We start from the raw sequence: 17,731 nt of genomic DNA, 5'->3' as shown, positions 1-17,731 counted from the left end.
GAGAGGGGACATACACATGGAGAGAAGTCTATCAATGGAACTTGTACGCGTCACGGAGGCGGCAGCACTTGCCTCTGCACGCTGGATGGGAAAAGGATTGAAGAATGAAGCGGATGATGCGGCAACAAGCGCGATGCGTGATGTCTTCGATACGATTCCGATGAAAGGAACCGTCGTCATCGGGGAAGGCGAGATGGATGAAGCACCGATGCTTTACATTGGAGAAAAGCTAGGAAATGGGTATGGACCACGACTTGACGTCGCTGTCGATCCGCTCGAAGGAACGAATATCGTCGCAAAAGGAACATGGGGCGCACTTGCTGTCCTCGCTGTTGCGGATGCGGGAGATTTACTCCATGCACCGGACATGTACATGGATAAGATTGCAGTTGGTCCAGAAGCAGCAGGACACATCAGTCTGGATGCGACGATTGAAGAAAACATCGCAGCCGTCGCAAAGGCGAAGAACAAGGAAATCGAAGACGTCGTCGTCTCGATCCTTGATCGCGAACGTCATGAAGAAATCATTCAACGGATTCGGGCAACAGGGGCACGGATTCGCTTGATTGGTGACGGTGACGTTGCTGGTGCGATCAATACGGCGTTCCCGCATACAGGGATTGATATCTTGCTCGGTTCAGGTGGCGCACCGGAAGGCGTTCTTGCTGCCGTTGCCTTGAAGTGTCTCGGTGGAGAGCTCCAAGGGCGCTTGTTACCAGCAGACGATGCCGAGATCGAACGTTGTAAGAAGATGGGCATCGAAGATCCATCGAAGATTCTCATGATGGACGATCTCGTCGCAGGAGACGACTGTATCTTTGCTGCGACAGGGGTCACGGACAGTGAGTTGATGAAAGGTGTCCAGTTCACGGCACAAGGCGGTCAGACACACTCTGTCGTCATGCGTGCGAAATCCGGAACGGTTCGTTTCGTTGAAGGCATTCACTCGTTTAAGAAAAAACCGAAGCTTGTCATTAAGTAAAAGAGACGGACTCATACATGAGGACTTGATCGATAAAAAAGAGTTGGTGTTTCGGATAATTTCCGAAACACCAACTCTTTTTGCTATGTTTCTAGGAATCAAGACGTTCATCCTCAACTCCTAGAGGAAAAGGAAATGTGCTAACGTTTTCCGCTTCGTTAAATCGTATGGGAAGATTGCAGTGCCTCCAAATCGCTCGACATGAAATTTCGTTTTGAAGAGCATTGTCTCACGTTTGACGAGCAGGACGTGATTTCATTATCGTACAGATAAGCGAATTCACGACTAAGACCTCTTGAAGCACCTGTGATGAAGACATGCATCCTATTTCCTTCTTATGAATTGAATGAGATGAAAAAAAGCGATCGAGCCAATGCTCAACCGCTTTGAGATGATGAATTAAAGGTAAGATCCTGCGCCGACAAGGCGTGAACCCCAGTACCCTGATTTGAAGCTTGAGTATTTAACGCCACCTGTTTCTGAGTTAACCATGCTTGACTTACTTGTTGCGATCCCGACGTGTTGAATGCCGCTACCGTGTGAGAAGAAGACAAGATCTCCTGGTTGTACGCTTGAAACGCTGACTTTCTTAGAAGAAGAATATTGTGAAGAAGACGTACGTGGCAATGTTTTACCAGCCGCTTTCTTGTAAACGTAGCTTGTGAAACCAGAGCAGTCGAATCCACGAGTCGTCGTTCCGCCCCATACGTATGGTGTACCTTTATGTTTCGCTGCTTCGTTCAGGATTTTCGTCCGTTTAGAAGATGTGCTCGTTGATTTTTTAGCGCTTGAAGATGATTTGTATGTCTTTGTGTATTGTGAGAAGACATAACGTGTTTTACCGCCGTATGAGATTTTTGTCCAGCTGCCTGATTTGCCTTTGTATGTAAAGACTTGACCAGCGTTGACTTTCCCGACGATGCTTGCTTTCGTAGAAGGAGCTGTCCGAACACGAAGACCGTTGTCCGTGATCTTGACTTTCGTGACTGTTGCTGCTTCAACTTTACCTGTACCCACTGATGTGAAACCTGAAACCACTAAGGCTGCTGTCGCGATCGATGCTAGAAAACGTTTCATGTTAAGAATTCCTCCGTTTTAATGTAGTGTGTTGCGTCCGTAAGTTATATGATGAAATCATTAAGTGTGTAATTAAGCAGTGAACCTTACAACTGTGTAAGAATTTTGTCTGCAGGAATATCTTAGCATGCGCGCCCTTAAAAACGTTTTTTCAGTTAGAAGACAAAATAGATGCTTTTGTAACATAACTGAAATAATATCCTTGAATATTACAAAGTAAGAAACGCAAAGGATTGTTGACGACGAATTTAAAAAAATATGATACCTTTAGTTCACGAAAGAAATTACATACCTCCTGATGTATGTATGGAAGTATGCTGAATGCAGTTGAATTTATAAAGAATAGGTGAAAAACATGCCAACAACTGATAAAAAAGATAAATCTGAACGTTCCTATACTTTGGCTCAATTGAGCCAGCTGACATTAAAAGAATTATATGAAATCGCAAAGACGAAGAATGTCCCGCAATATCGGGAAGCCCGTAAGCGTGAGTTGATGTTCAAGATTCTAAAAGCACAGGCGGAATCAACAGGTCTTTATTTCCTCGAAGGGGTACTTGAAGTCATCCCTGGTAATCCACAAATGCAAAACGATGGTGGCTTCGGCTTCCTTCGCCCTATCAATTATTCCCAATCCTCTGAAGATATCTATATCGCCGCTTCTCAAATCCGACGCTTCAATCTACGTAATGGTGATGTCGTCACAGGTAAAGTACGCCCACCGAAGGAAAACGAACGTTTCCAAGGGTTACTTAGTGTGGAAGCCGTCAACGGCGAAGCACCGGATACAGCGCGTAACCGTTTGTTCTTCCCGGCGCTGACACCGATCTATCCGGATCGTTTAATGCGTCTTGAGACAGAGCCGCGTCATTTATCGGTTCGTGTCATGGATATGATTGCACCGGTTGGGTTTGGACAACGCGGTTTGATCGTCGCACCACCAAAAGCAGGGAAGACGTCACTCCTCAAAGAAATCGCGAACTCGATTCAAGAGAATCATCCGGATGTCGAGCTGATCATTCTATTGATCGATGAGCGACCAGAGGAGGTAACTGACATCGAGCGTTCAGTTCCGGGAGCAGACGTCGTCAGTTCAACGTTCGACGAAACACCGGACAACCATGTGCGGATTTCTGAACTTGTCCTTGAACGGGCGATGCGACTTGTCGAACATAAAAAAGATGTCGTCATCTTGATGGATTCGATCACGCGTTTGACTCGTGCGTATAACTTAACAGTGCCGCAAAGCGGACGGACGCTTTCAGGGGGGATTGACCCAGCAGCGTTCCACAAACCAAAACGGTTCTTTGGTGCGGCGCGAAACATCGAACATGGTGGCAGTTTGACAATTCTTGCGACGGCACTCGTCGAGACGGGATCCCGCATGGATGACGTCATCTATGAGGAATTCAAAGGAACAGGAAACATGGAGCTACATCTCGATCGTAAGCTGTCGGAACGCCGAATCTTCCCGGCAATCGACATTCGCAAATCAGGTACGCGGAAGGAAGAACTCTTGCTTCCGAAAGAGCAACTCGATGTGCTCTGGACGATTCGTCGGACGATGAACGAGTCGAACGAGTTCGTCGATACGTTCCTGCGTAAGATTCGCGACACGAAAAATAATGAAGAATTTTTTGCTGAACTTGAGAAAGAAAAGAAGAAGACGGTCCGACGTGCACCTGCTAAACCGCGTACCGTCAAGAAGGAAACGACGACGGAAAAATAACTATTGCGACGCGTAAAAAAATCGTTTAGTATAGGAAGGTAACTTACTCTGGCTCAGCAAATGGACCAGGGCGGAAGGAGAGAAATCAACCATGAAACAAGGAATTCACCCTAACTACAACAAAGTAGTATTTATGGATTCAACGACTGAGTACAAATTCTTAAGCGGTTCTACTCGTTCTTCGAACGAAACGATCACTTGGGAAGATGGTAACGAGTACCCACTCATCCGTGTGGATGTGTCTTCAGACTCGCACCCATTCTACACAGGTCGTCAAAAGTTCAACGCGGCAGATGGTCGTGTCGATCGCTTCAACAAAAAATACGGCCGCAAGTAATTACTTGCCGGTTCTTAAAAAACAGCCTGCCTCCATTACGGAAGCAGGCTGTTTTTGTATAGACTGAATTGCGAACGGTACGTAAGGTACGTCTTTAAGACGAACGAGAAAGCAATCCCGCCGACGATCCCGATCAAGTACGGCATAGCATCTGGATGTGCCAAGATGTAGTCGACGATTTTATGGAACGAGATATGACGACCAACAAAGTAGCCGGCGCCCAAGAACACACTGACCCAAATCAAAGCACCTGTATACGCGTAACTCGCAAAAATGCGAAACGGCATTTTTGAAACACCTGCAAAAAAGGCAGAGAGTTGGCGAAGACCAGGTATGTAGTAACCGATGATCAAGACCGATTTGCCGTAACGACGAAATCCGGCTTCAGCGGAGAGAATGTGTTTTTCTGAGATGCGCATCTTTGGTCCGACGCGATGCAACAGGGGCATGCCGAGTTTTAAGCCCAGCACGTAGCTAATCGTCATTCCAATGCAACTGCCAGCGTAAGCGGCAAGAATCGTACCGAACAGCGGTAGATTGCCTTGATGCATCCAAAAACCGGACAGGACGAGCAAGGTCTCATCAGGAACCGGCAATCCCACGATACCACCTGCGAGAAGGACGGAAAGACCAAGGGCGCCATATTGGTGCAGAATGTCATGTAAGAGATGATGAATCGGGGACACCTTCTTTCGCGAGAATCTTCTTCTTTAGTGTACAGGAAATGGATGAAGGTTGGAATGAAAGGACAAAAATTCTAGGTAAAGAAAAAATGAATTTTGATTTCCGGAAGTCAACCCTTTTTCTCAATACCGTTTCGAGCTATACTCGTTAAAGTGACTATTTTTAGAGGACGGTGTCGGACGATGATGCATGTAATAAATCAGTACGGCTGGATCGAAGTAATTTGTGGCAGTATGTTTTCCGGGAAATCGGAAGAGTTGATTCGTCGTGTCAGACGGGCACAGTACGGCAAACTGCCCGTTCAAGTATTCAAGCCGGCAATCGATGACCGGTACCATGAAGAGCATGTCGTCTCTCACATCGGAAATTCCGTCGTGGCGATTCCAATGGCGACGAGTCGTGATCTCTATGCAGCAGTAGCGCAAGAAACACAAATTGTCGGAATTGATGAAGTTCAATTCTTTGATGATGAGATCGTTCAAGTCATCGAAGCACTTGCGCAAGACGGAAAACGCGTCATTTGTGCAGGACTCGATCAGGATTTCCGGGCAGAGCCATTTGGCAAGATGCCGGAATTACTGGCGCGCGCAGAATTTGTGACAAAACTTCAGGCGATCTGTCTCTCATGTGGCGATCCGGCTTCCCGGACACAACGTTTGATTGATGGAAAACCAGCGAACTATGATGATCCGATCATTTTAGTCGGCGCTTCAGAATCGTATGAGCCACGGTGCCGCCACTGCCATGAAGTGCCAGGAAAGCCGAAGCCGCTCCAAACGATGCAACACCAAAAAGGATAAACAAAAAAGACGAACCGATGATGGTCGTCCTTTGATGTAACAGCTGTTCGCTTCTAAGTGAAGACGAATAGCTGTTTTTTTTATTATCCCGTTTCTTGTGAGAAACGGCTCGAGCGTTCGATGAAACGAATCGTCTCACGCACGATCAAATCCTGATCATGATCGAGGGTCGCGACGTGGTACGAGTTGAGGAGACAGTAGCTTCGTTTATCATTCGTCCCGATATGCTGATGCAGATAATCCGAGCTCGACGGCGGAACGACGTGATCGGTCGCCGAGTAAAGAATCAATGTCGGTAGAAGGATTGATCCAAGGCGTCCTTTCGTCTCATCCATCAAGCGGACGAGTTCGAATGCACAACGACTCGGAACGAGGTCATAGATGATTTCGAAAGCAGACCGTTTGATATCCGGTGCCCCTTCAGGTAGGTATTGTGGACCATCTTCAAACGACAGTGCTTCATAAGACGGAACGGAGAGAGCGGCATTGATCGTAATGATGCCTGAAAATGGAATCCCGTCAGCGGCGAGCGATAGTGCGAGCGTCGCGCCCATTGATTGACCGATGACGAAGACTTGATCGCATGTTTCTTGTAAACGTGCATAGCCGTCTTGCAGGCTCTGCTTCCAACATCGAGCAGTCGATTGTTCGAACTCACGGACGTTCGTCCCGTGACCACGCAAACGTGGAGCATAGACAGTGAATCCTTTAGCAGCAAATGCCTCACCGACATCCCGAACACTTTGCGGGGTCGCATTAAAACCATGACAGATTAAAATGCCGATCGGTCCACCTTGAAGATAAAATGCTTCAGCACCAGTCAATACAGGATAGTTCATCATTACTATTTTTCCTCCATTCGTGAAAAAAACTCGTCAACGTCATTGCTTGGACGCCCACGAGTTTTTCACCGTATCATCCAAAGCCGCGCTTTGCTGGTCGGAGCACCTTACAGATTGCAGGTTGCCGTGAAGTCATAGAGCCAGGTCTCTCGTTCACTCTTGATAAATATCATATTGGAATTGTCGGATTAATCATTGAAACGATGGTAGCACGACCGAAAATGCCTTGTCAAATCGTTCTGGACGAATCGTGATTTGTTCTTTCAGCTAACTCATAACTTATGACTCAATCGATATGCGCCAAATGGATTATTTTTGCAAAGTTGGTTGACTTTTAAAGGTTCGACCCGTAATGTAAAAATTAGTTTTACGACATAAGCAACAACGCAACAACACACATACGAATTTCATACCGCAATACTTATCCAGAGAGGTGGAGGGACTGGCCCTACGAAACCTCGGCAACAGACTCATTATGAGCACTGTGCCAATTCCATCAGACAGATGTCTGAGAGATGAGTGGAGTGGATTCTGCCACTGTGCGGATCCAGGTCTCTTCTTGTTTCTCAAGAAGGGACCTTTTTTGTTGAATGAAGGGGGAAAACGGAATGATTGCATTTCATCAAGTCAAAAAAACGTACGTCACGAAGGATCAGACGATCGCAGCACTCGACGGTGTCGACCTGACGATCGAGAAAGGCGAAATCTTCGGTGTCATCGGCTTTAGCGGTGCCGGGAAAAGTTCATTGCTCCGCTGCGTCAACCTGTTAGAACGACCGACGTCAGGAACAGTGACGGTCGACGGGGAGGATTTAACACAACTATCACCAAAAAAATTACGCCAAGCGAAACAGCGGATCGGGATGATCTTTCAACACTTCAATCTATTGAATGCAAACACGGTCTTTACGAACGTTGCGAAACCACTCGTTCTCGCAGGTATCAAGAAAGACGAGATTCGTCGCCGGGTGACGGAATTACTCGAATTCGTCGATCTCGCGGACAAGGCGGATCATTACCCGGATCAATTATCCGGCGGACAAAAGCAACGTGTCGGCATCGCCCGGGCACTAGCGACGCAACCATCCGTGCTCTTATGTGACGAAGCGACGTCAGCACTCGATCCTCAGACGACACATCATATTCTCCAGTTATTAAAACGCATCAATGCGGAATACGGGATCACCATTCTCTTGATCACCCATGAGATGGGCGTCATCCGGGAGATTTGTGACCGGGTCGCCGTCATCGAAGCTGGGAAGCTGATCGAGTCAGGAACAGTCTTTGATGTCTTTTCGAATCCGCAGACCGAGACAGCGAAAAACTTCGTCCGCTCCGTCATGCATGATGAAATTCCGGCATCAATTCGTCAGTTGATCGAGTCACGGAATGCGCATCCGATCTATAAGATTCATTTTCTCGGACATCACACCGGGCAACCACTCTTATCGCAAGTCGCAAAACGCTTCGACGTCGATGTCAACATCCTGCACGGTAGCATCACGGAGTTACAGGAAACACCGTTCGGTACATTACTTGTTGAACTGATCGGTGAAACAATCGAAGTAAAACGGGCCTTACAGTACATCGATCAGGCACAGGTGACCGTCGAGGAGGTGCTTGCTGATGCTAGTTAACTACAGTGATATCTGGACAGCATTTTTGCAGACGATGACGATGGTGTCAGTGTCGTTATTATTTTCGACTTTGATCGGTTTACCACTCGGCATCCTGCTCGTCGTCACCCGGAAAGGGGCATTGCTCGAGAACGTCCCGCTGTTCACATTCTTCAACAGTATCGTCAATATCTTCCGTTCAATTCCGTTCATCATCTTACTTGTTGCGATCATCCCGTTGACACGGTTGATCGTCCAGACGTCGATCGGAACCGAAGCCGCCATCGTCCCGCTCGTCTTTTACGCCGCACCGTACATGGCGCGTCTGATCGAGAGCTCGTTACTTGAAGTCGATAAAGGCGTCCTTGAGGCAGCAGAAGCGATGGGGGCGACGCCATTCCAAACGATTTTCCGCTTCCTTCTGCCGGAAGCACTCGGTTCACTAATCCTTAATTTAACGATTGCAACAGTCGGCTTGATCGGGGCGTCGGCGATGGCAGGCGCCATCGGTGGTGGCGGTTTGGGTGACTTAGCAATTACGTACGGTTATCAACGGTTCGACACGAAAGTCATGATCATCACGGTCGGGATTCTCGTTATCTTAGTCCAAGGCTTACAGACGACAGGCAACATCGTCGCACGAAAAATCAGAAGACATTAATCAAGGGAGCGATTCAGCCATGAAAAAAGCAGTAGCGATTGGAGCAACATTAACGACGATTTTATTTGCCGGGTGCTCAGCATCAGGAGAAGAAGAAAAGACGATCAAGCTCGGGGTCAGCGGTTCAGACACTCAAGTATGGGATTACGTCGCGAAAAAAGCGGAAAAGGAGGGCATCAAAATCGAGCTCGTCAAGTTCTCCGATTATGTCCAGCCGAACATGGCACTGGCTGAGGGTGAGATCGACGCCAATGCCTTCCAGACGATTTCCTACTTCAACGCCTTCAAGAAGGAACATAAGTTGAAGCTGTCACCGATTGCGACGACCGTCATTGCACCGATGGGCATTTACTCAGATAAATATAAGGACGTCAAAGATATTCCAGTCGGTGGCAAAATCGCTGTTCCGAACGAAGCGACGAACATGGGACGTGCCTTCTTGTTACTACAAGAAGCAGGTTTGATCAAATTACCGGACGACTTCGACGGCAATGGATCGGTCGATAAGATCGTTGAAAATCCGAAGAAACTGAAAATCGTTCCGATCGTCGCTGGACAAACGCCACGCGTCTTACCGGACGTCGCTGCATCGATCATCAATAACGGTATTGCTGTTGACGCAGGACTAAATCCGATCAAGGACTCGATCGTCCATGAGAACGAGACAGCAAAACCATACATCAACATCATCGCGACACGGACGGAAGACAAGAACAAAAAAGAACTGAAAAAGATCGCGTCGCTTTACCAACAAAAAGATGTCGCGGCTTTCATCAAAAAAGAATATAAAGGTAGCTCGATCCCGACGTTCGTTCCACTAAGCGACATCGGCGAATAAATTCTAAAGGAGAGTGGATAGCATGACGACACCAGTACGCACGACATGGGTAGAGACGATTGAACAGGACATCGAACAAAAACGGGAATCGTATCTTGAGACGAGCCACCGGATTCATGCGACGCCGGAAATCGGTAACGAGGAATTCTTTGCTTCGCGGCTACATGCAGAGCGTTTGACGGCAGAAGGCTTTACAGTAGAACTCGGCGTCGCAGGGCACGAGACCGCGTTCTTCGCGAAGAAGTCAAGCGACCGACCTGGCGCGACAATTGCCTTTCTCGCTGAGTACGATGCGTTGCCGGGCATCGGACACGCATGCGGTCATAATATCATCGGAACGACGAGTGTCGCAGCGGCGATCGCGGTCAGCAAAGTGCTTGATGAAGTCGGTGGGAGTGTCGTCGTGCTTGGAACGCCAGCCGAAGAAGGTGGGCCGAACGGAAGTGCGAAAGGCAGTTTCGTCAAACACCAGTTGCTTGAAGGAATCGATGCGGCCTTGATGGTCCATCCGTCCGGACAAACGCGGATCACGGGATCCTCTCTTGCGGTCGATCCGCTCGATTTTGCCTTTACGGGTCGTCCCGCGCACGCAGCGGCGACACCGGAAGAAGGTATCAACGCTCTCGACGCTGTCATTCAGCTCTTCAATGGGATCAACGCCTTACGTCAGCAGTTACCGGACGATGTCCGGATCCACGGGATCATCACGCATGGTGGCGATGCGCCGAACATCATTCCGGAATACGCAAAAGCACGTTTCTTCATTCGGGCGACGACACGGGAACGGCTGAATGCCGTCACGGAGAAAGTCAAAGCGGTCGCGCAAGGTGCGGCACTTGCGACCGGGGCGACGCTTGACGTCATCGCTTTCCAAAATGAAGTCGACAATCTCGTCTTCAACCGGACGTTTGATCGTCTCTTCCAAGAAGAAGCAGAGGCGCTTGGGCAAATCGTGCACCTCGACGAACGACCGGGTCTTGGATCGACGGACGCGGGTAACATCAGTCAAGTCATCCCGACAATCCATCCGTATATCAAGATTGGTCCGGACGATCTCGTCGCGCATACAGAAGCATTCAAAGAAGCCGCCCGTTCAGAAGCGGGGGATGAAGCGTTGATCGCAGGCGCTAAAATCCTCGCACGGACAGCACTTCGCGTCCTCGCTGATGAACGGACACGCGGAGCGATTGCCCAAGAATTCCACGACCGGAAGAACGGGTATTTGTAACCGGAACACAATGACTGGACGCACTGATATCAGGTGCTCCAGTCATTTTTAGTATCCAATAGATCACGAATTGGGGAGGGGTAACAGAAGTGGAACGAAATCATAAAAGAGCCAATACCGAAACATTTGCGCTTTGTTTTCTTGAAAAAGATATGCTAGGCTAAAGTTGTATAACTCAATAATCCAGTTCTTCGGGGTAGGGTGAAAATCCCAACCGGCGGTGATGCGATCGATCGATCGACGAGCCCGCGACCCGTGATGTACGCATCATGGCTGACTTGGTGAGATTCCAGGGCCGACGGTAAAGTCCGGATGGGAGAAGAACGAAACGACGCGATTCAAGCTGTTTTCTGAAAAAATGTTTTCAGGAGATGGTCTCTTTCTGCATGCGAAAAAGCAGAAGGCGAACCGTGTATTTCGTGAACCCTTCTATACAGACGCCCTTTTTTCAAGGGGCGTCTTTTTTATTTGAAAGGAGTGAACGCGATGTCACAGATGATGAGTTATGCCATGCAATTAGCACATATGTTAAACGGACAAACAAGTCCGAATCCAAGTGTCGGCTGTGTCATCGTCAAACAAGGACGCATCATCGGTTTTGGTGCGCACCGGTTTGCCGGTGGTCCGCACGCGGAAGTCGAAGCCTTGCGAATGGCAGGAGAGGCCGCCCGTGGTGCTGATCTCTACGTGACGCTTGAGCCATGCAACCATCATGGTAAGACACCACCATGTACGGAAGCGATTCTACAAGCCGGGATCAAACGGGTTTTCGTCGCAACGGAAGACAAACATGCGATTGTCGCTGGTTCAGGGATCAAACGGCTTCAAGACGCGGGAATCGAAGTCGAAGTCGGCTTGTTACGGCATGAAGCGGAAGTCCTCTACGAGACATTTTGGAAAACGATCGAACGGAAACGTCCGACCGTGACCGTCAAAATCGCTCAGACGATGAACGGGATCGCGGCAACGGGGGAACAGCGCTGGATCACGTCAGAAGAAGCACGCGCGAATGGTCGCGCCCTGCGTGGTCGCCATGATGCGATCCTCGTCGGAAGTGAAACGGTGCTCGTCGATGATCCAGCACTGACTTTACGCGCAGTGTCAGGTATCGAGCCGATTCGAGTAATCGTCGATCGCCGTGGTCGGGTGCCAGAGACCGCGCAAGTCTTTTGCGATGGAAAAAATCCAACGTACTGGCTGACGAGTGTTCCTCGGATAAGTCATGATCAAGTGACGGTGCTCGTCGGTGAATATGAGACGCCGGAAGCGATTCTTAAACGCTTATACGAACAAGACATCCGCAGCGTTTTAATTGAAGGTGGACCGACGATTCAAGCCGCATTCTTTGAAGCAGATCTCGTCGATCGGATTGAAGTCTACCAAGCCCCGTCGATTTTTGAAGGGACTGCCTGGAACGGACGACATGATATCGAAGAACGTTTTCAAATCGATCAGGTTGAAACGGTCGGACCGGATCTCCATCTGACGTACATCCGAAAGGAGGAGACGATATGTTCACCGGATTGATTGAGGAAGTCGGGACCTTAAAACGAAAGATTCCGCGACCGAATGGATTAGCACTTGAAATTGAAGCGCACCGGGTGCTCGAAGGAACGAAGATTGGTGACAGCATCGCCGTCGACGGGATTTGTTTGACGGTCACGTCAATGAGCCCAACCGGTTTTACGGCGGATGCTGTCCATGACACGATTCGTTCGACAGCACTCGGCACGTACCGGGTCGGAAACCCGTTGCAACTCGAACGGGCGATGCCGGCAGACGGTCGGTTCGGTGGACATTTCGTCAGTGGGCACATCGACGGGACGGCACGACTAATCAGTCGGCGACCGGACGGAGAAGCGATGGTGTATACGTTTGATGTCGGATCGTGGCAAAAGTATTGCATTCCAAAAGGATCAATCGCGATCAACGGCACGAGCCTGACCTTGCAACGCGTCACCTCGGAAACGATCTCGATTTCATTGATTCCGCATTCCCGTCAAGTGACGACGTTTGATCGATTGGCAAGCGGCGCAGTCGTCAATATTGAGTGTGACATGATGGCGAAACATCTCTATCATTTCACGCAACATGAGAAACAGACGGACTGGGCAGCATTCTTAGGAGGCGACATGTAATGAACGGATTCGACTTGATTGAAGACGCGATAGAAGATTTGAAGAACGGACGACCGATCATCGTCTGTGATGACGAGGATCGTGAGAATGAGGGCGATCTCGTCATGCTCGCAGAACACGCGACACCAGAAAACATCAACTTCATGATTACGTATGGAAAAGGACTCGTCTGTGTTCCGGTTAGTCCATATGTGGCAGAGCGATTACATCTCTCGCCGATGACGGACAATAATACGGACCCGCACGGTACGGCATTCACGCTCAGCATTGATCATGAAGAAGCGAAGACCGGCATCAGTGCCGAAGAGCGTTCGCTAACGATCCAGCGGATGCTGACGGATGGACCGGAGCGCTTCAAACGACCGGGTCACATCTTCCCGTTGATCGCAAAAGAGGGCGGTGTTCGGGAACGACGCGGACATACGGAAGCAGGTGTTGACCTTGCCCGTCTTGCCGGTAGCGATGAGATTGCCGTCATTTGTGAAATCATCAAGGAAGATGGCACGATGGCACGGGTGGATGATTTGCTTCTCTATAAGGAAGAACACGACTTAAAACTGATCACGATCGAGGCACTCGTCGCGTATCTCGAGCGTCCATTGACGCGGGAAGCGGAAGTGTTGCTTCCGACGACATTCGGAGCTTTCCGGATGGTCGGCTATACGACGCAAGATAAGAAAGAACATGTCGCCGTCTTATCCGGTGAAGCGCACGATGGGATGCTCGTCCGTCTGCACTCGGAATGTCTGACAGGGGATGTCTTCGGTTCGAAACGTTGCGATTGTGGTCCACAACTCGATTCGGCACTTGAGCGAATCGAACGAGAAGGTGGAGCCGTCTTGTATCTACGTCAGGAAGGACGCGGCATCGGTCTGATGGCGAAGTTGAAAGCGTACGAGTTGCAGGAACAAGGACTCGATACAGTCGAAGCGAACCATGCACTCGGTTATCCGACAGACATGCGTGATTATACGGTCGCGGCCAACATGTTGCGTGATCTTGGCGTGACGAAGATTCGCTTGATGACGAACAATCCAGACAAACAACGGGTGCTCGAGCAAGAGGGGATTGAAGTCATCGAACGTGTTCCCCATCAAGTACCCGTTGAACCGGAAAATCAGCGTTATCTGAAAACAAAACAAACGAAACTCGGGCACTGGCTCGATATCCAAGGAGGACACACATCATGATTTACGAAGGTTTCTTAACAGGAGAAGGACTACGCGTCGCAATCGTCGCAGCACGTTTTAATGAATTGATCACATCAAAACTCGTCGGAGGAGCAAACGACGCGTTCCGTCGTCACGGTGTTGCGGCGGATGCTGTCGATACGGCGTGGGTTCCTGGAGCATTTGAAATTCCACTCGTTGCGGAAAAGTTAGCGAAAAGCGGTAAGTATGATGCGGTCATCACACTGGGTGCCGTCATCCGCGGAGCAACATCACACTATGACTATGTCTGTAACGAAGTCGCGAAAGGTGTCGCGAGTGCGTCGCGTGATACAGGCGTACCCATCATCTTCGGTGTCCTGACGACAGATTCGATCGAGCAAGCGGTCGAACGTGCCGGTACGAAAGCTGGAAATAAAGGCTACGAAGCTGCCGTTTCCGCGATTGAGATGGCAAATCTTTTACGCACGATCTAACGAAATAAGGATAGGGTGACGGAAGTTTCCGTCATCCTATTTTTTTGTGGACATTTTGCAGGTGATAAATCAAATTTCAAAAAAAGAATAGTAGATTTGAAATATGAGGATTTGTTTTGAAGAAGAACGGTAATGAGGTAATAAAGAAACTTTGAAACATTTTCCAATGTTTTTCGTAAATCAGGGTAACGCGTATAAAGGAGGAAATGAATATGAAGAAAACAAGGTGGGTAGCAGCTGGGATCGTCGCAGCATCGATTGGACTAGCTGGATGTCAAGATGGGCAGACGGATTCGGGTAGTGGCAGTGGGTCTGGTTCGACGAAGTCGGGGGAACTCTCGAATACGGAATTACTGAATAAAGCGACAGCCGCTCAAAAAGATATTAAATCGTTCCACATGGAGGGGACAGTCAATTCAAAAGCAGGTGAGATGGCAGTAGATCAGAAGGTATCAGCCGATATCATCCAGAAGCCGCTTACGATGCATCAGACGATGACGATGAAAAATCCACAGGACGGTAAGGACATGTCGATCGAGAGCTATATCGTCGACGATAAGATGTATCTATCGCAAAACGGACAATGGCTCGTTCAAGATGTCTCGGAGCTAGGTGATATGGTTGAGGCGATGGAGTCATCGGCATCGACGGATCAAAATCTCAAGCTACTGAAAAAGTACAAAGACAACTGGACCGCCAAAAAAGAGGGTGACGTTTATCAAATCGACGTCAAACTAAAAGGGGACGACCTCAAAGCATTCATGAAGGATTCGCTCGAGCAGACAGGACAGATGGCACAGATGAAAGATGCGATGGACAGCATCGATTACAAGAAAATGAATTACACGATGACGTATGATGCGAAAACATTCTATCCGAAATCACTCGATATGGACATGGTGTTTGCGATTGAAAAAGATACCGAGTTCAATATGAAGAACGAGTCGACGTTCTCAAAATTCAATGAGATCAGCGAAATCAAATTACCTGCGGAAGCAAAAGATGCACAACCGCTCACAGGTGCAGCACAATAAACATCGAATGCAGCACAATAAACATCGAAGTCCCCTCTCTTCCATGAAGATGAGGGGACTTTTTTGAGACTTGGAACTGACGAAGAACTTCTTTTAGTGCTTCCGTCTGTTTTTGACTGACGGAAATCTGTTCGTGCATATCGCGGAATGCTTGAGCGTCATCCTAGTATTGAATCGAGATAGCTTCGAATAAATCATTGTCATTGACGACTTTCGTATCGATGAAGGACAGCACCCCACCGGACGCGGCATTCAAATGTTCGATCGTCTTGAGTGGCAAGTTCGTAGGTTTTGCCTGCAGTTGGCGAAGAGGACCGAAGATCGATTATAAAATCAAGATAATAAAGATTACACTGAACACTCCAATGACAACGATCGTAGTGAACAGGAGGATGTGTGCTGTGTTAACGGTATCCGTGATCGTTGCTCCGTTATTCTTAGCCTATTGATTATTAAATTTCACGATTTCGTCAGTTGTTCCGAGACGGTGAAGTATGAATCACGACTATCTCCTTCATATTATTGAAATGAATAAGTATCAAAATAGTTTCATAAAAAAATAGTTTGACAATTATCAGTAAATTCTGAAAAAATGGTAAAGAACTACATATTTCATAAAGGGAGGTAACACGAATGGGAAATTCATTTAGTGACTGGATCAGTACGGTGTCCAATCTTGTTTGGGGACCACCGTTACTTATTCTGTTGGTCGGTACGGGGATTTACTTGACGATTCGCTTAGGATTCATTCAAATTACCAAACTACCGTATGCGCTGAAGCTCGCGTTTTCAAAGCATCAGGACGATAAGTCGGAAGGCGACATCAGTCACTTTCAAGCATTGATGACGGCACTGGCTGCGACCGTCGGTACGGGGAATATCGTTGGTGTCGCAACCGCCGTCGTCCTCGGCGGACCGGGTGCGATCGTTTGGATGTGGTTGTCCGGTCTATTCGGGATGGCGACGAAGTATGCGGAAGCAATCCTTGCCGTCAAGTACCGTGTCGTTGATGAAAATGGACAGATGGCAGGGGGGCCAATGTATTATCTCGAGCGTGGGCTGAAGCAGAAATGGCTGGGTGTCTTGTTTGCCGCATTCGCTTCAATCGCTGCGTTCGGGATCGGGAACGGGGTCCAGACGAATTCGGTCGCCCTCGCGATGAAATCAACGTTCGATGTGCCACTTTACGTGACGGGGATCGTATTGATGGTACTGACAGGCGTCGTCATTCTTGGTGGGGTCAAATCAATCGGTAAAGTTGTCAGTTTGTTTGTTCCGTTTATGATTTTCTTCTATGTTGGAAGTGGATTACTGATTCTCGTCATGAACTATGACTTGATTCCAGGTGCGATTTCGACGATCTTCAGCAGCACGTTCTCAAGCGAAGCAATTACGGGTGGCGCGATCGGGGCGGCGATTCGTTATGGTGTCGCGCGTGGTGTCTTCTCAAATGAAGCGGGGCTTGGTTCAGCACCGATTGCAGCCGCTGCAGCGAAAACGGACTTCCCAGGACGTCAAGCGCTCGTTTCGATGACGCAGGTGTTTTTAGATACATTGGTCGTCTGTTCGATCACAGGTTTGACGCTCGTCATGGGAGGACAACTTGATACGAAGTTACAAGGCGTTGAATTGACGACAGCAAGCTTCGAGGTCTTCCTCGGTCCTGCCGGAAAATACATCGTCACGATTGGACTCGTCATGTTTGCTTATTCGACTGTTCTTGGCTGGTCGTATTATGGCGAAAAATCAATCTATTATCTATTCGGTCAAAAATCGATCCTCCCATACCGTATCCTGTTCGTCTTAGTCGCCGGAGCGGGTGCGATGACGACGAACTTGAACATGGTCTGGGCGATTTCCGATGTCTTTAATGGATTGATGGCGATTCCGAACTTAATCGGTTTGATTGGATTGTCCGGTGTCGTCATTGCTGAGACACGACTGTTCCGCGAACAGTTGAGACGAGAAGAAGCGAATCGGAAAGTTTCGTAGAACATGCGAAAATGAAAGACTCGGAAGGAACTAGTGCTTAAAAATCATTTTTGAAAACGAATGACTCTGCCACCCTCGCTTTCCCTGACAAAAGCATGTACCATGCTTTCTTTTCCTGTAGGAGTCGA

The 17,731-nt window shown here is 48.6% G+C and carries 17 protein-coding genes and 3 riboswitches; of the genes, 14 read left to right on the top strand and 3 right to left on the bottom strand.

All coding sequences use genetic code 11. The features are described 5' to 3' along the window. Window positions 1-16 precede the first annotated feature (16 nt). Window positions 17-982 carry a class II fructose-bisphosphatase gene (glpX, locus tag ACY2IG_RS15035; protein ID WP_035410722.1) on the top strand — a complete coding sequence of 322 codons (966 nt, stop codon included), beginning with the start codon at window positions 17-19 and terminating at the stop codon, window positions 980-982. Window positions 983-1,381: 399 nt separating this feature from the next. On the opposite strand, the gene ACY2IG_RS15030 is transcribed toward glpX, so the two are convergent. Further along, window positions 1,382-2,059, bottom strand: coding sequence for a C40 family peptidase (locus tag ACY2IG_RS15030; protein WP_035410719.1), 678 nt, complete (start codon window positions 2,057-2,059; stop codon window positions 1,382-1,384). 355 nt (window positions 2,060-2,414) lie between these two features. On the opposite strand from ACY2IG_RS15030, the gene rho reads away from it, so the two are divergent. Beyond that, the gene (rho, locus tag ACY2IG_RS15025) at window positions 2,415-3,788 is read left to right on the top strand and encodes a transcription termination factor Rho (protein ID WP_462618153.1); all 1,374 of its coding nucleotides are present in this window, start codon (window positions 2,415-2,417) and stop codon (window positions 3,786-3,788) included. Between the two features lie 91 nt (window positions 3,789-3,879). After that, window positions 3,880-4,125, top strand: coding sequence for a type B 50S ribosomal protein L31 (locus ACY2IG_RS15020; protein ID WP_023469546.1), 246 nt, complete (start codon window positions 3,880-3,882; stop codon window positions 4,123-4,125). A gap of 35 nt (window positions 4,126-4,160) precedes the next feature. On the opposite strand, the gene ACY2IG_RS15015 is transcribed toward ACY2IG_RS15020, so the two are convergent. Then, window positions 4,161-4,811, bottom strand: coding sequence for a DedA family protein (locus ACY2IG_RS15015; protein WP_462618152.1), 651 nt, complete (start codon window positions 4,809-4,811; stop codon window positions 4,161-4,163). Between the two features lie 183 nt (window positions 4,812-4,994). On the opposite strand from ACY2IG_RS15015, the gene ACY2IG_RS15010 reads away from it, so the two are divergent. Further along, window positions 4,995-5,609: a thymidine kinase gene (locus tag ACY2IG_RS15010; RefSeq protein ID WP_462618726.1), complete on the top strand. Its 615-nt coding sequence runs from the start codon at window positions 4,995-4,997 to the stop codon at window positions 5,607-5,609. 83 nt (window positions 5,610-5,692) lie between these two features. Here ACY2IG_RS15010 and ACY2IG_RS15005 read toward each other — a convergent pair whose 3' ends face one another. Further along, entirely contained in the window at window positions 5,693-6,451 is a 759-nt protein-coding gene (locus ACY2IG_RS15005) for an alpha/beta hydrolase (protein ID WP_462618151.1), read from the bottom strand. 67 nt (window positions 6,452-6,518) lie between these two features. Next, a riboswitch (SAM riboswitch) is annotated at window positions 6,519-6,620 on the bottom strand. Between the two features lie 249 nt (window positions 6,621-6,869). Continuing rightward, window positions 6,870-6,973, top strand: a riboswitch (SAM riboswitch). 86 nt (window positions 6,974-7,059) lie between these two features. On the opposite strand from ACY2IG_RS15005, the gene ACY2IG_RS15000 reads away from it, so the two are divergent. The 10 genes from ACY2IG_RS15000 to ACY2IG_RS14955 all read left to right on the top strand — a co-directional run bounded on the left by ACY2IG_RS15000 (window position 7,060) and on the right by ACY2IG_RS14955 (window position 17,603). Continuing rightward, on the top strand, window positions 7,060-8,088 hold the full coding sequence (locus ACY2IG_RS15000) for a methionine ABC transporter ATP-binding protein (protein WP_462618150.1): 1,029 nt from the start codon (window positions 7,060-7,062) through the stop codon (window positions 8,086-8,088). Next, the gene (locus ACY2IG_RS14995) at window positions 8,078-8,728 is read left to right on the top strand and encodes a methionine ABC transporter permease (protein WP_023469541.1); all 651 of its coding nucleotides are present in this window, start codon (window positions 8,078-8,080) and stop codon (window positions 8,726-8,728) included. Before ACY2IG_RS15000 ends, ACY2IG_RS14995 begins: the two co-directional genes overlap by 11 nt. 19 nt (window positions 8,729-8,747) lie before the next feature. Continuing rightward, window positions 8,748-9,566: a MetQ/NlpA family ABC transporter substrate-binding protein gene (locus ACY2IG_RS14990; protein ID WP_035410708.1), complete on the top strand. Its 819-nt coding sequence runs from the start codon at window positions 8,748-8,750 to the stop codon at window positions 9,564-9,566. 22 nt (window positions 9,567-9,588) lie between these two features. After that, the gene (locus ACY2IG_RS14985) at window positions 9,589-10,794 is read left to right on the top strand and encodes a M20 family metallopeptidase (RefSeq protein ID WP_313489972.1); all 1,206 of its coding nucleotides are present in this window, start codon (window positions 9,589-9,591) and stop codon (window positions 10,792-10,794) included. A 183-nt stretch (window positions 10,795-10,977) separates the two neighbouring features. Next, window positions 10,978-11,122: riboswitch (FMN riboswitch) on the top strand. A 182-nt stretch (window positions 11,123-11,304) separates the two neighbouring features. Then, window positions 11,305-12,321 (top strand): bifunctional diaminohydroxyphosphoribosylaminopyrimidine deaminase/5-amino-6-(5-phosphoribosylamino)uracil reductase RibD, encoded by a 1,017-nt coding sequence (gene ribD, locus ACY2IG_RS14980; RefSeq protein ID WP_462618149.1) that lies wholly within the window; start codon window positions 11,305-11,307, stop codon window positions 12,319-12,321. Then, window positions 12,306-12,932, top strand: coding sequence for a riboflavin synthase (gene ribE / locus ACY2IG_RS14975; RefSeq protein WP_056064153.1), 627 nt, complete (start codon window positions 12,306-12,308; stop codon window positions 12,930-12,932). Before ribD ends, ribE begins: the two co-directional genes overlap by 16 nt. Next, window positions 12,932-14,122, top strand: a complete 1,191-nt coding sequence (gene ribA, locus ACY2IG_RS14970) for a GTP cyclohydrolase II (RefSeq protein ID WP_290772821.1) — start codon at window positions 12,932-12,934, stop codon at window positions 14,120-14,122. Before ribE ends, ribA begins: the two co-directional genes overlap by 1 nt. Continuing rightward, entirely contained in the window at window positions 14,119-14,577 is a 459-nt protein-coding gene (gene ribH / locus ACY2IG_RS14965) for a 6,7-dimethyl-8-ribityllumazine synthase (RefSeq protein WP_035395821.1), read from the top strand. The genes ribA and ribH overlap by 4 nt, the downstream gene beginning before the upstream one ends. 212 nt (window positions 14,578-14,789) lie before the next feature. After that, window positions 14,790-15,611 carry a DUF6612 family protein gene (locus tag ACY2IG_RS14960; protein WP_035410693.1) on the top strand — a complete coding sequence of 274 codons (822 nt, stop codon included), beginning with the start codon at window positions 14,790-14,792 and terminating at the stop codon, window positions 15,609-15,611. A 633-nt stretch (window positions 15,612-16,244) separates the two neighbouring features. After that, on the top strand, window positions 16,245-17,603 hold the full coding sequence (locus ACY2IG_RS14955; RefSeq protein WP_056064159.1) for an alanine/glycine:cation symporter family protein: 1,359 nt from the start codon (window positions 16,245-16,247) through the stop codon (window positions 17,601-17,603). Window positions 17,604-17,731: the final 128 nt, after the last annotated feature.

This window comes from Exiguobacterium sp. EF_C8 (genome assembly GCF_054956715.1).
Note: the sequence above shows the minus strand (reverse complement) of the source record. Positions and strands in the feature narration are given on the sequence as shown.